At 70.9% G+C, this 12,810-nt stretch carries 11 protein-coding genes; 5 read left to right on the top strand and 6 right to left on the bottom strand.

What is annotated here, in order from left to right:
* Positions 1 to 66 precede the first annotated feature (66 nt).
* Genes QC385_RS21585 through QC385_RS21575 form a run of 3 tightly spaced genes read left to right on the top strand, consistent with a single transcriptional unit; the run spans position 67 to position 2,517 of the window.
* Positions 67 to 897: a PP2C family protein-serine/threonine phosphatase gene (locus tag QC385_RS21585; protein ID WP_279542943.1), complete on the top strand. Its 831-nt coding sequence runs from the start codon at positions 67 to 69 to the stop codon at positions 895 to 897.
* Between the two features lie 51 nt (positions 898 to 948).
* Positions 949 to 1,959, top strand: a complete 1,011-nt coding sequence (locus QC385_RS21580; RefSeq protein WP_279542942.1) for an MASE1 domain-containing protein — start codon at positions 949 to 951, stop codon at positions 1,957 to 1,959.
* A 57-nt stretch (positions 1,960 to 2,016) separates the two neighbouring features.
* A complete protein-coding gene (locus tag QC385_RS21575; protein ID WP_279542941.1) occupies positions 2,017 to 2,517 on the top strand; it encodes a molybdenum cofactor biosysynthesis protein in 501 nt (166 codons plus the stop codon).
* 27 nt (positions 2,518 to 2,544) lie between these two features.
* Here QC385_RS21575 and QC385_RS21570 read toward each other — a convergent pair whose 3' ends face one another.
* The 3 genes from QC385_RS21570 to QC385_RS21560 form a co-directional block, all read right to left on the bottom strand.
* Positions 2,545 to 3,207 (bottom strand): YceI family protein, encoded by a 663-nt coding sequence (locus QC385_RS21570; RefSeq protein WP_086846458.1) that lies wholly within the window; start codon positions 3,205 to 3,207, stop codon positions 2,545 to 2,547.
* Between the two features lie 161 nt (positions 3,208 to 3,368).
* Positions 3,369 to 4,205 carry a transferase gene (locus tag QC385_RS21565; RefSeq protein ID WP_279542940.1) on the bottom strand — a complete coding sequence of 279 codons (837 nt, stop codon included), beginning with the start codon at positions 4,203 to 4,205 and terminating at the stop codon, positions 3,369 to 3,371.
* A complete protein-coding gene (locus QC385_RS21560) occupies positions 4,202 to 5,470 on the bottom strand; it encodes a glycosyltransferase family 4 protein (protein WP_279542939.1) in 1,269 nt (422 codons plus the stop codon). The genes QC385_RS21565 and QC385_RS21560 overlap by 4 nt, the downstream gene beginning before the upstream one ends.
* A 219-nt stretch (positions 5,471 to 5,689) precedes the next feature.
* Between QC385_RS21560 and QC385_RS21555 the strand changes: the two genes are divergently transcribed.
* Positions 5,690 to 7,408, top strand: a complete 1,719-nt coding sequence (locus tag QC385_RS21555; RefSeq protein WP_279542938.1) for a VanW family protein — start codon at positions 5,690 to 5,692, stop codon at positions 7,406 to 7,408.
* A 126-nt stretch (positions 7,409 to 7,534) separates the two neighbouring features.
* Positions 7,535 to 8,968, top strand: a complete 1,434-nt coding sequence (locus QC385_RS21550) for a Tat pathway signal sequence domain protein (protein ID WP_279542937.1) — start codon at positions 7,535 to 7,537, stop codon at positions 8,966 to 8,968.
* Between the two features lie 46 nt (positions 8,969 to 9,014).
* On the opposite strand, the gene QC385_RS21545 is transcribed toward QC385_RS21550, so the two are convergent.
* From QC385_RS21545 to QC385_RS21535, 3 genes are all read right to left on the bottom strand, one after another.
* Positions 9,015 to 9,797 carry a carbonic anhydrase gene (locus QC385_RS21545; protein WP_279542936.1) on the bottom strand — a complete coding sequence of 261 codons (783 nt, stop codon included), beginning with the start codon at positions 9,795 to 9,797 and terminating at the stop codon, positions 9,015 to 9,017.
* A gap of 164 nt (positions 9,798 to 9,961) precedes the next feature.
* A complete protein-coding gene (gene katG, locus QC385_RS21540; RefSeq protein WP_279542935.1) occupies positions 9,962 to 12,187 on the bottom strand; it encodes a catalase/peroxidase HPI in 2,226 nt (741 codons plus the stop codon).
* Between the two features lie 67 nt (positions 12,188 to 12,254).
* Entirely contained in the window at positions 12,255 to 12,692 is a 438-nt protein-coding gene (locus QC385_RS21535; RefSeq protein ID WP_279542934.1) for a Fur family transcriptional regulator, read from the bottom strand.
* Positions 12,693 to 12,810 lie beyond the last annotated feature (118 nt).

The raw sequence follows: 12,810 nt of genomic DNA, 5'->3' as shown, positions 1-12,810 counted from the left end.
ACATAAATTGGATGATTTGCCTTCGAGGGTCGTCACCGATCGTGGCCACCCTCGCCGGAGTGATCAATGTCCCGCACCGGCACCACGGACGACGGAGACGAGCTGCTGACCAGGCTCGAGGCCCTGACGGCCCAGGCGCGCGCACAGGCCGAGATGCAGCGGTCACGGGTCGAGCTGGCCATCGCGCTTCAGCGCGGCATGCTCCCGCGCGACCTGCCCGTCGCGAGCCGGCTGCATCTCGCCGTGCGGTACGCCCCCGCGTGCCAGGGGCTCAACGTGGGCGGCGACTGGTACGACGCGTTCACGCTGGGCGACGGCCGGATCGGGCTGTCCATCGGTGACGTCCAGGGGCACAACATCGAGGCGGCCGCCTTCATGGGGCAGGTGCGGGCGGGCCTGCGGGCCCTGGCCTCGGTCACCAGCGATCCGGGGGAAGTCCTGGCCCGGACCAACGATCTGCTGCTGTCCCTGGGCTCCGACCTGTTCGCCACCTGCACCTTCATGCGGCTCGACCCGTGTGCCGGGGTGCTGGAGAGCGCGCGGGCCGGGCACCTGCCGTGCGTCTGGGCCACGGCGGACGGGAAGTCGGGTGTCACCGCGGACGAGGGCGGGCCGCCCCTGGGGATCCAGGCGGGGACGCCGTATCCGGTGACCCGGTACGAGCTGACCACGGGGGGCGTGTTCGTCCTGCTCACGGACGGTGTCGTGGAGGGGCCCTCGCTGCCGCTCGAGGAGGGCCTGGACCAGGTGATGCGGCTCGCGGGGATCGCGGCGGTGGCGGGCATGGACGTGGACGCGCTCGCGGCCGCCCTGATCAAGGGTGCCGAGCGTGTGGGGCACGACGACGACGCCGCCGTGCTGGTGGTCGGCCTCGACGGACCGGGGGCTCAGCCATAGGGCCGCAGGGCCCCCGCTCTCGCCTCGCCGTCGCGGCGGCCTCGGTGTCTCATGGCTGCTGTGGTGGATAGCCGGGATCTGCGTACGCCGGTCGTCGTCGCTCTGCAGACGCTGACTGTCGCCGCCTGCTACTACGCCTCGGGGCAGCTGGGCCTGCTGCGGGAACTGGTCGTCGAGGGCTCGGTCGTCACCCCCATCTGGCCTCCCACCGGCGTCTCGGTCGCCTTCCTGCTGGTTTTCGGGCTGCGCTGCTGGCCGGGGATCGCCCTGGGCGCCCTCTTCGTCATCCTGTCCCTCACCTCCCTGACGCCGTCGGCCCTCGGCGTCCTGGCGGGCAACACGGCCGCACCCGTCGTCGGGTACCTGCTGCTGCGCCGGGCCGGTTTCCGTACCGATCTGTCGCGGTTGCGCGACGGTCTCGCCCTGGTGTTCCTGGGCGCGTTCGCCGCCATGCTGATCAGCTCGACCGTGGGCGCCGGTCTCCTGCTGGTCACCGGCAAGCTCGACTGGGCGAGCTTCTGGGCCGTGTGGCTGGCGTGGTGGGTCGGGGACGCGATGGGCGTACTGATCGTCACCCCGGTGCTGCTCCTGCTGTCCCGCGTCCGCCCGCCGCTGCGTCTGGCGCGCTGGAAGGAGGCCACGGGCCTCGCGCTGATCATCTGCTGTGTCGTTCCGCTGGCCGCGCACAGCCCGTTCAGTCTGCTCTTTCTGATCTATCCCCTGCTGATCTGGGCGGCTCTGCGCTTCCAGCTGGCCGGCAGCATGTTGTGCGCCCTGTTCGCGTCGGTCATGGCGACGGTGGCGGCGACCGACCGGTCCGGGCCGTTCGAGCAGCTGACCAGGGTCGAGGTGATGATCAAGCTCCAGGCGTTCAACGGGGCGATGGCCCTGACGGCTCTGATCCTGTCGGCCGTGATCACCGAGCAGATCAACACCCGGCGTTCGGTGGAGCGCGCGTGCCAGGAACTGGTCGAGGTCCTGGAGCACCTCACGGCGGGCGAGTCGGCGGACGGCCGGGCCTCTCTGGAGGACGGCGGGCTCGGGCGGCGACAGGACGAGTGAGCGCACGTCTCCGCCGAGCCCACCAGGCGGTGATTGCCGAGGCGTACGGTTGACGCCATGACCGAGGTGGAGGTGCTGCAACTGCTGGTGTCGCCCGCGCACCGGCTGGCCGGACGGCCGTCGGACGGCCCCTCCCCCGGCCCGTCCGACGAGCGCGTCCCCCAGGTGGAGGTGCGCCGCGGTCTGGGGCTGGTCGGGGACCGCTACTACGCCCGGCCCGCCCACCGGAACGCGGCGGTGACCCTCATGGCCTTCGAGAACCTCCCGGCGGACGCCGACCTCCGGCACACCCGCCGCAACGTCCTGCTCAGAGGTGTCGACATCGACTCCTGCGTCGGCTCGACGATCGCCCTCGACTGCGGCACCGGGCCGGTGGTCTTCGCCGTGAACCGGCCGGCCCGGCCCTGCGCCTGGATGGACGTGACCATCGGCCCCGGCGCACAGCTCGCCCTGCGCGGGCGGGGCGGTGTGCGGTGCACGCCGCTGAGCGACGGGGTGATCACGCTGGGCCCGGCGACGTTCCGCGTCGTGGCCGGGCCCGACGACGCCGGGCCCTGAGGCGTACCCCAGCCGCCCGGCATGTGTTCAGCCGGCCCCCGGGGCCGTGCGGATGGCGGCGATGTCGAGTTGCAGGCGCACCTTCTCGCTCACCATCGCGCCTCCCTCGGCCAGCCTGCTGTTGTAGGTCAGGCCCCAGTCGGAGCGGTTGATCGTGGTGGTGCCGTCGAATCCGACCCTTTCATATCCGAAGGGGTCGGTGACGTGTCCGATGTAGGTCAACTCCAGTACGACCGGCCGCGATATGCCTTTGATGGTGAGGTCGCCCGACATGCGATAGAGGTCGCTTCCCGCCTGTTCCACCGCGGTACTGGTGAAACGCATACGCGGATAGGCCGCGGCATCCAGGAAGTCACGGCCGACCAGGTGGGCGTCGCGTTGTTCCACTCCCGTGTCGACGCTGGAGGTGAACAGTGTGAGGTCAGCCCGTGACCGAGCGGGGTTGCGCGCGTCGAAGTAGAGGCGGCTTTCGTACTCCAGGAAACAACCGCGCACGGTGGTCACCATGGCGTGCCGGACGGAGAAGCCGATCCTGCTGTGAGCAGGGTCGACGACCCATTCTCCGGTGAGGTTCACCAGGTCGGGGTCGGGCAGGACGGCGGTGGGGGAAGCCGGTGCTCCTGCGGGACGCTGTGGGGGGACTGGCGGCGCCTGCCGGCGGGACGGCACCACGCGGTTGAACAGGTTCATGATTCATCTAGGTACTTGAATTTGGTTATTGCCGCAAGTCCCCTTGGCGTTCAAGGCTGTTGTGGACGAGACTCTGGCCTTTTTGCCGCCGCTTTGCACAGAATCCACACATGCCTGTCGCGATGTACCGACGAAATAGCCATCCCGGGGTCCTGGTTTTTTCATTTCGGGCATATCGGCGATTCGGCCGGAGTCACCTCGATCGCGAGATCGTTGTCGACGGTGTAGTAGGGGCGCGAAGAGGATCCGCCGGCCGTGAGCGCCGGATAGACGAAGACGTGTTTGCGGTCCGCCACGTCGTCGAGGAGCCTGCCGATCCGGATCGGCGGCGCGTCGGCGGCGGGCCGGACGAAGGCGTCCCAGATCCGGCCCGGGGCCGCTGTGCCACCGGTCAGGTCGTCGGGCCCGGCCGTGAACGAGAAGCCTCTGCCGTCGTCGTCGATCCGGGGGCGGAGGTCCCGTACGGTGTCGCTCCCCCGCAGGCGCAGCCGTACGGTGGCGTCCTCCTGGAGCTCGGCGCCGTGCAGGCGGACCTCGACCGTCATGGCCTGTTCCGTGACGCCGATCGCGCGTGCCTCCGCGTGGGCGGTGCGCCGCCATGCCCTGAGCGCGAGGAAGCCGTCCTTCGTGACGTACGGGATTCTGACGGCGACCGGTGAGGGCCGGTCCCGGAGGTGGCCGTCGACGAGGGCCCGCAGGTCTCTGAGGCCGGGGCGCAGCCGCTGTCGTTCGGCTTCCGGTTCCGGCAGCAGGTACAGGTCCCAGCGGCCTTCGTCGAGGGCCGGGTCCGGTTCCAGTACGGCGTGCAGGTCGCCGTCGGCCCGGCCGGGCTCCAGGTCGAGGAGGCGCGGGGTCGTCTCGGGGCGGCCCTTCTTGGGGCGCAGCCGGAGCAGCAGCCGGGGACGGGAGGCCGGGCCCGGCGGGAGACGGAAGGTGATGCGGCCGTCCGGGTCGATCGCGCAGTGGGTGCGCAGGTGGGTGTCGAGGTGCGTGGTCATCGGCGTCCCTTGCGTAGCGCGCGCAGTGCGCCGGAGGCCGCGGCGTGGGCCGCGTCGCGGGCGGCGTGGCCCCGGCCGATCAGTGCGCTGGTGGTTCGGTGGTCCGGCCCCGTGGCGGTCCGTGATCCCGTGCTCCGGGCCGTGCGGGCCTCCTCCAGGAGGCGTTCGGCCTGGGCGACGACGGGGCCCGGGGCGAAGCGGCGCGCGTTCTCCAGGGCGGTTCGGCCCATGCGACGGCGCCGTTCGTCGTCGCCGACGAGTTCCAGCAGCGCCGAGGCGAGGGCACCGGCGTCGCCGACCGGCACCAGCCGGCCGTCGGCTCCGTCCTGGATGATCTCGCCGGGACCGTAGGGGCAGTCGGTGCTCACGACGGGCAGTCCGCAGCGCATCGCCTCGACGATGGTCATGCCGAACGGCTCGAAGTTGGACGCGGCCGCACCGATGGAGCCCTTGACCCATTCGGCCTCCATGGGGGTGGCGGCCCCCATCAGGAACACGTTGTTCCACAGGCCGAGCCGTTCGATGAGCTCCCGCAGCCCGGGCTCTTCCTCGCCCTTGCCGTAGATGCGCAGCCGCCAGTCCGGGAAAGCGGCGGCGACCTGGGCGAACGCCTCGATGAGCAGGTCGTAGCGCTTCACCGGAACGAGCCGGCCGGCGGCGATGACGATCTTGGCGGTGCCGTCGGCGGGAGGCAGCACGGGGTCGGGGACGCTGTTCGGGAGGGCCTCGACGTGGACGCCGGGCAGCCACATCTTGCGCCGGTAGGCGGCGGCGTCCGCTTCCGTGACGGTGGTGATCACGTCGAGGCGGCGGTAGGCGCGGCGCAGCGCGGCGCGCAGCCCGGGCGGGTGGTTGTCGAGGGTGAGGTGCTCCTGGCCGACGCGCAGGACGCGCTGCGGGGCCTGCCGCGCGATGTGCACGTTGAGGCCGGGCCGGGTGCCGATGACGACGTCGGTGTCGAGCGCCTCCAGGCACTCGCCGATCCGCTGGTCGGTCAGCTCGCTGTACTGGCGGTGGCGGTACTCGGCGGCCGGGAACACCTTCGCCGGTCTCTGGTGCAGGGGATGGTCCACCTCCTTGCGCAGGTCCACCAGCGCGCGCAGGCGCACGCGGGGATCCAGGACGAGATTGGGGTGCTCCCGGTGACGTAACGCGGAGACGATCTCCACGTCGTGCCGCTCGGCGAGCGCCCCGGCGAGGTTGAACGTGGTGGTGATCGTGCCTCCGATTCCGTAGGCGTTGTGAATCAGGAAAGAGATCTTCATGGTGGCGTAGACGACCCCAACCACCGGACAGTTGTTCGCCGTTATCACTCTGTGGCCCTGTGGGGAAGCGGGCACGGACCAGCCCGTTCCGGCGTGATCTCGGACATAAGTGGTCTGGGCCATACCGCTTTGGCGCCCGCATGTGGATAGCTTGATGTGTTTGCCCGCAGCAGCGCCGCGTCACCGGGTGCACCGTCGTCATCGATCTCCAGGAGACTCATGCGCCCCCGAATAACCTCCGTCCCCCGCATCACGTCCCTTCCGCCCCTCGCCCTGGCCGGCGGCGCGCTGGCCGTGGGCGTGGGCGGGCTGTATCTCGCCGGGCTGACGCTGACGGGCGGGGAGATCGACTCCGGTACGACGGTGCGCGGGGTGGAGATCGGAGGCCTGAGCCGTGCGGAGGCGGTGCGGAAGCTGGAGCGGCACCTGGGCTCGGCCGGGGCGCGGGAGCTGTCCGTGAAGGTCGGTGACCGTACGGGCACGGTCGATCCGCGGCGTGCCGGGCTCTCCTTCGACATCGGGGAGACCGTCGACCGGGCGGCGCGCACCGGCGCCGATCCGTTCAGCGTGATCGGCGGGTTCTTCCGCTCGGGCGGTGCCATCGAGCCGGTCGTGCGCCTCGACGAGGACAAGGCCCGGGCCGCCCTCGGCCGGCTGGCGAAGGGGCTCGACCAGAAGGTCCGGGACGGCGCCGTCTCCTTCGACGGCGGACGGGTCGAGCAGGTCGCGCCCCGCACGGGGTACGCCCTGGACGTGAACGGCGCGATCGGCCCGCTGCGCTCCTCCTTCCTGCGCGGCGACACCCGCTCGGTCACGCCGCTGCCCGCCCGCGAGACCCGGCCGAAGATCACGGCCGACGAGGTACGGCGGGCGGTGCGCACGTTCGCCGAGCCGGCCGTGTCGGCGCCCGTCACGCTCACCGCGGGCGACAAGCGGTTCACCGTCGGGCAGGCCGTGCTGGGCGAGCACCTGGCGATGCGGCCGGACGGCAGCGGAAGACTGAGACCGGAGCTGGACGCCAAGGGGCTGCGCGACGAGCCCGCCGTGGCCGCTCCCCTGGACGACGTCACCACCACCGCCGCGAACGCCAGGCTGCGGCCGGACGGCGACAAGGCCGTCGTCGCCGAGGACGCCACGGTGGGCCAGGAGGTCACCGACAAGGCGCTGGGCAAGGCGGTGCTGCCGCTGCTCACCAGGTCGGGCTCCGACCGCAGCGGCGAGGTGGCCGTACAACGGACCCAGCCCGAGATCACCCGCGAGAACGCCGCGGAGCTGGGGCTGACGGAGAAGATGTCCTCCTTCACCGTCCACTTCGAACCGGCGGAATACCGCACCAAGAACGTCGGACGGGCCGTGGAACTCATCAACGGCTCCCTCGTCAGGCCGGACGAGACGTGGAGCTTCAACCGGACCGTCGGAGAGCGCACCGAGGCCAACGGCTTCGTCGAGGGCATCATCATCCTCAACGACCAGTTCACGAAGGCCTCGGGCGGCGGTGTCTCGGCCGTGGCGACGACCGTGTACAACGCGCTGTTCTTCGCCGGGGTCAAGCCCGTGGAGCACGGCGCGCACTCCTTCTACATCGAGCGCTACCCGGAGGGCCGCGAGGCGACGGTCGCCTGGGGCAGCCTGGACCTGCGGTTCACCAACGACTCCGGCAAGGCGATCTACATCCAGGCCGAGTCCACGGACACGTCCGTGACGGTCTCCTTCCTCGGCACCAGGAAGTACGACGAGATCAAGTCGGTCAAGGGTCCGCGCACCGAGGTGAAGAAGCCCGAGAAGAAGGTGAGCGACGACAAGGAGTGCGTGCCGCAGACGCCGCTCGAAGGGTTCGACGTGACCGTGGAGCGGGTCTTCTACGATGACGGCCGGGAAGTGCGGCGGGAGCCGTTCCGCACGCACTACACGCCGCGGAACGAGATCGTCTGCGAGTGATCCACCCGCCGTTCGCCTGCCCGTGAAACGACCGCGGAAGTCTCCTTTAGCGCCGGGGCGTTGACCCGCCCCCTGGGCCCCAGCACAATGAGCGCCCAGTGCTGAGAGCGCTCTCAAAGGAGTCCCATGACTGGCAGACAAGGCCCGGCGCTGAGCCGGCGTTCGCTCATCGGTGCCGGCCTCGGCATCAGCGCCGCGGGGATCGCCGCGTCAGCGTCCGGGCAGGCCCTCGCGGCGAGTTCGGACGGCGCCGCGGGCCGGGACGGGGCGGTGGGTTCGCAGGGTGCCGGCCCGCTGTCGGCCCCGGCCCGGGGGCGCGCCTTCCTCGCCGCCGCCATGGACGCCTATCCCGACCACGGCAGCCTTCGCCTGACCCAGAGCTACACCGACCAGGCGGGCCTGTTCAGCACCGCGTTCACGTACGACAACGCCCTGGCGGTCCTGGCCCACCTCGCGGCCCGCAGGCCGGAAAGCCTGGCCAGGGCAACGGCGTTGGGCGACGCCCTGCTCTACGCGCAGACACACGACCCGGCGTACGACGACGGCAGGCTCCGGCAGGCCTACAACGTCGGGCCGTACACCTTCTACGACGGCTCGCCGCAGCCCGACGGCTTCGTACGGGCGGACGGCACGGCCAACGTCGGTACCCAGTTCGGCTTCACCGGCACGGCGGTCGGCGACATGGCCTGGGCGGGCATCGCCCTGAGCGCCCTCGCCCGCCGTACCGGGGCGCGTCGTTTCCTCGCCGGTGCCGTGCGGATCGGCGAGTGGATCGAGCGGACGGGTCGTACCGACGAGCCTCTCGGCGGCTACAAGTTCGGGGTCGACGGGGCGAATCAGAAGCTGCCGTTCACCTCGACCGAGCACAACACCGACCTGGTGTGTCTCTTCGGCCGACTCGCCCAACTCACCGGTGACCGGGTGTGGCTGGAGCGACGCGGGCGGGCCGAGGCGTTCGTGAAGCGGATGTGGGAACCGGCCGGGGGTTTCTTCTACACCGGCACCAACGACGGGGTGACCGTCAACAAGTCCCCGATTCCCGAGGACACCCAGACCTGGACCCATCTGGCGCTCGGCTCCCGCACGGGCGGATACGCCCGCTCGCTGGGCTGGGCCGTGGCGGAGCTCGCCGTCCGGGACCACGCCGGACGCACGAACAGCACGGTGCCCGCGGGGCAGTCGTACGAGGGCGTCACCTTCAGTTCCGCGAGCCTCGTGGCGAACGAGGACGCGCCGATCGCGGAGGGCCAGCCCAGACCCGACCGCAACGGCGTGTGGTTCGAGGGGACGGCTCATCTCGCGCTCGCTCTGCGGGACCGTGGGAAGCGTGGTGACGAGGCGCGTGCCCGGCGCCTGCTCGCGTCGACCGAGCAGGCCCAGGAGTTGCTGGGCGCCGGTCAGACCGTCGGCGGCGAGGCGCTGCCCGAGCGGGCCGGGGTGGTGTCCGCGAGCAGTCCGCTGGACACCGGGTTCGGCTTCGGCTACTACCCGTACCGGCACACGGGGGCGACGGCCTGGTACCTGATGGCGGCGGCGCGCTTCAATCCGCTGCGGGCGTGACACGTCAACCCGGCCCGCTGTGGCGAACAGCGGGCCGGGCAGCCCCTCAACTGACGCGGTGGACCACCTGGTTGGTCAGTTCGTAGCGGGCGCCTACGATCGCCAGCGCGCCGGAGCCGATCTTGGCGGCGAGGTCGGGTTCCGCGGCCAGTCGCGAGCGGACGAGGCGGACGTTGGCGTCGACGGTGGCGTCGATCCGCGCCTCCCCTTCCGTGCTGTGGTCGATGGCCGGGCTTATCTGGTCGGCCAGGTATTGGATGTGGGCGGGCAGGCGCCCGCCGGACTGCTCCGCCTCGACCGCGGCGCGCACCGCGCCGCACGACTGGTGTCCGAGCACCACGACCAGCGGTATGCCCAGTTCCAGGACGCCGTAGGCGACGCTGCCGAGTACGGCCTCGTCCAGGACCTCGCCCGCGGTGCGTACGGTCATCAGGTCTCCCAGCCCCTGGTCGAAGACCAGCTCCGGGGGCACGCGTGAGTCGATGCAGCCGAGCACGACGGCGAAGGGGTGCTGGGCGGTGGTCAACGTCCGCCGGATCGCGGGGGTTTCGTGCGGGTGGCGTTCGCGGAAGGCGCGCCAGCGGCGGTTTCCCGCGGCCAGTTCCGCGAGGGCCTCCTGCGGGGTGCCGGGCCGTGGGCCGGCGGCGGGGGCACTCGTCGCGGCTGCGGCCGGGCGGGCGGCTGCGATGCCCGCGCCGAGGGCCGCGGCCCCGGTCAGCGCGGTGCGCAGGAGAGTGCGGCGGACGGGGCCGCCGGTGGTCGGCCGTGGACCGGCGAGGGGGTGCGGTTCATGGCCGGCGCCTCTGTGGGCAGCGGAATCTGTGTTCACGGCCAGAACGTATGCCCGGATCCGGGCGCGGACGCGTTCCTTGCCGTTTCATGGTGAGAGTTGGGTAAGTGATGTTCTTACCTTGAACGGCCTTTGACGATCTCTCAGACAACGCGGGACGCCCCGGGCCGGCCGGCCCGGGGCGTCCTGTCAGGCGGGTGCGATCAGACCAGGTCGAACCGGTCGAGGTTCATGACCTTGACCCACGCGGCGACGAAGTCGTTCACGAACTTCTCCTTCGCGTCGTCGCTCGCGTAGACCTCGGCGAGCGCCCGCAGCTCGGAGTTCGAGCCGAAGACCAGGTCGGCGCGGCTGCCGGCCCACTTGACCTCGCCCGTGGCGGCGTCGCGGCCCTCGAACGTGGTCTGGTCCTCCGAGGTCGCCTTCCACGTCGTGCCCAGGTCGAGCAGGTTGACGAAGAAGTCGTTGGTCAGCGAACCGGGCGTCTTCGTGAGCATGCCGAGCTGGGACTGCTGGTAGTTGGCACCGAGGACGCGCAGGCCGCCGACCAGGGCGGTCATCTCCGGGGCGCTCAGGGTGAGCAGGTTCGCCCTGTCCAGCAGCAGGTACTCGGCCGGCAGGCGGTTGCCCTTGCCGTGGTAGTTGCGGAACCCGTCGGCGGTCGGCTCGAGCGCCTCGAAGGACTCGGCGTCGGTGTGCTCCTCCGTCGCGTCCACACGGCCCGCGGCGAAGGGAACCTCCACCTGGAAGCCGGCTTCCTTGGCGGCCTTCTCGACGGCGGCGGAGCCACCGAGGACGATCAGGTCGGCCAGGGAGACCTTCTTGGCACCGGCGCCGGAGTTGAACTCCTGCTGGATGCCTTCCAGGACGCGCAGGACCTGGGCCAGCTCGTCGGGCTCGTTGACCTCCCAGCCGCGCTGCGGCTCGAGGCGGATACGGGCGCCGTTGGCACCGCCGCGCTTGTCGCTGCCGCGGAACGTGGACGCCGAGGCCCAGGCGGTGGACACCAGCTGCGAGACGGACAGACCCGACTCGAGGAGCTTGGTCTTGAGGGTCGCGATGTCCTCGGCGTCGATGGCCTCGCCCTCGGCCTCGGGCAGCGGGTCCTGCCACAGCAGGGTCTCGTCCGGGACCTCCGGGCCGAGGTACAGCGACTTCGGGCCCATGTCACGGTGGGTCAGCTTGAACCAGGCGCGGGCGAAGGCGTCCGCGAACTCCTGCGGGTTCTCGTAGAACCGGCGGGAGATCGGCTCGTAGATCGGGTCGAAGCGCAGCGCCAGGTCGGTGGTGAGCATCTTCGGGCGGTGCTTCTTCGAGGAGTCGTGCGCGTCCGGGACGATCTCCGGGGCGTCCTTCGCCACCCACTGGTTGGCGCCGGCCGGGCTCTGCTCGAGCTCGTACTCGAACTCGAAGAGGTTCTTGAAGAACCCGTTGCTCCACTGGGTCGGCGTCGAGGTCCAGGTGACCTCCAGGCCGGAGGTGATGGCGTCCCCGCCCTTGCCCGTGCCGTAGGTGCTCCGCCAGCCCAGGCCCTGCTCCTCCATGGAGGCGGCCTCGGGGTCGGCGCCGACGTGGTCGGCCGGGCCGGCGCCGTGGGTCTTGCCGAAGGTGTGGCCACCGGCGATCAGGGCGACGGTCTCCTCGTCGTTCATCGCCATGCGGCGGAACGTCTCACGGATGTCGCGGGCCGCGGCGAGCGGGTCCGGGTTGCCGTTCGGGCCCTCCGGGTTGACGTAGATGAGGCCCATCTGGACGGCGCCGAGCGGGTTCTCCAGATCACGGTCGCCGGTGTAGCGCTTGTCGTCGAGCCAGGTGGTCTCGGGGCCCCAGTACACGTCCTCCTCGGGCTCCCAGACGTCCTCGCGGCCACCGGCGAAGCCGAAGGTCTCGAAGCCCATCTGCTCCAGGGCGACATTGCCGGTGAGGATCATGAGGTCGGCCCAGGAGATGCTCTGGCCGTACTTCTTCTTGACCGGCCACAGCAGACGGCGGGCCTTGTCGAGGTTGCCGTTGTCCGGCCAGCTGTTGAGCGGGGCGAAGCGCTGCTGGCCGGCGCCGGCGCCGCCGCGGCCGTCGCTGATGCGGTAGGTGCCCGCGCTGTGCCAGGCCATACGGACCATCAGGGGGCCGTAGTTGCCGAAGTCGGCGGGCCACCAGTCCTGCGAGGTGCTCAGCACCTCGGCGATGTCCTGTTTCACGGCCGCGAGGTCGAGGGCCTGGAAGGCCTCCGCGTAGTCGAACTCCCCACCGAGGGGGTTGGCCACCTCGGGGTTCTTGGCAAGGATCTTCAGGTTGAGGCGCTCCGGCCACCACTGACGGTTGCCACCGCCCTGGGTCGGGTGCAGGGCGCGGCCGTGGGCCACGGGGCAGCCGCCGCTCGTCTCCTCCTGCTTGGGGTCGGTGACGATCGCGTCGTGGTTCTCAGTCATGGAAATCCTTCCGGACGGGGTGGATCGCGTGCTCGGGTGGATCGCGGTGCTCGGGTGGATCACGTGCTCAGGAACTGCGGGCGGTGGAGCAGGCGGGGCACAGGCCCCAGTAGATGACCTCGGCCTCGTCGACGGCGAAGCCGCGGTCGTCGGACGCGGTCAGGCAGGGGGCGTGGCCGACCGCGCAGTCGACGTCGGCGACGGTCCCGCAGGACCGGCACACGAGGTGGTGGTGGTTGTCGCCGACCCGTCCCTCGTAGAGGGCCGGGCTGCCGGGTGGTTCGAGGCGGCGTATGAGTCCGGCCGCGGTGAGTGCGTGGAGTCCCTCGTACACGGCTTGGACGGAGATGTGGCCGACGCGGCCGCGTACCTCGGAGGCGATCGACTCGGCGCCGAGGTGGTCACCGTCCCGCACGGCCTCGAGCAGTGCGACGCGGGCGGCCGTCACTCTCAGGCCGGCACCGCGCAGCTCCTCGGCGGTGGTCGGGGTCCGGGATGCGGTCATGGCGGACAACCTAGCCGCATAAACACGAGCGATTCAAGAAAACGAAGAGTTCAATTTTGGTGTCGCGCAGGTGCGGCCGGGCGTGGCCCGTGTACGCCTTGGCGTTGCGCCCTTGTTG

Source organism: Streptomyces sp. DH10 (genome assembly GCF_029813805.1).
Lineage (GTDB): Bacteria > Actinomycetota > Actinomycetes > Streptomycetales > Streptomycetaceae > Streptomyces > Streptomyces coeruleofuscus.
The sequence above is the reverse complement of the archived record's forward strand: the minus strand, read 5'-3'. Positions and strand labels throughout refer to the sequence as shown.

What these genes read in the sequence shown, in the direction of transcription:
- QC385_RS21585 (WP_279542943.1), top strand. Translation starts at nt 67, where the DNA reads ATGTCCCGCACCGGCACCACGGACGACGGAGACGAGCTGCTGACCAGG.
- QC385_RS21580 (WP_279542942.1), top strand. Translation starts at nt 949, where the DNA reads ATGGCTGCTGTGGTGGATAGCCGGGATCTGCGTACGCCGGTCGTCGTC.
- QC385_RS21575 (WP_279542941.1), top strand. Translation starts at nt 2,017, where the DNA reads ATGACCGAGGTGGAGGTGCTGCAACTGCTGGTGTCGCCCGCGCACCGG.
- QC385_RS21570 (WP_086846458.1), bottom strand. Translation starts at nt 3,207, where the DNA reads ATGAACCTGTTCAACCGCGTGGTGCCGTCCCGCCGGCAGGCGCCGCCA.
- QC385_RS21565 (WP_279542940.1), bottom strand. Translation starts at nt 4,205, where the DNA reads ATGACCACGCACCTCGACACCCACCTGCGCACCCACTGCGCGATCGAC.
- QC385_RS21560 (WP_279542939.1), bottom strand. Translation starts at nt 5,470, where the DNA reads ATGAAGATCTCTTTCCTGATTCACAACGCCTACGGAATCGGAGGCACG.
- QC385_RS21555 (WP_279542938.1), top strand. Translation starts at nt 5,690, where the DNA reads ATGCGCCCCCGAATAACCTCCGTCCCCCGCATCACGTCCCTTCCGCCC.
- QC385_RS21550 (WP_279542937.1), top strand. Translation starts at nt 7,535, where the DNA reads ATGACTGGCAGACAAGGCCCGGCGCTGAGCCGGCGTTCGCTCATCGGT.
- katG (WP_279542935.1), bottom strand. Translation starts at nt 12,187, where the DNA reads ATGACTGAGAACCACGACGCGATCGTCACCGACCCCAAGCAGGAGGAG.
- QC385_RS21535 (WP_279542934.1), bottom strand. Translation starts at nt 12,692, where the DNA reads ATGACCGCATCCCGGACCCCGACCACCGCCGAGGAGCTGCGCGGTGCC.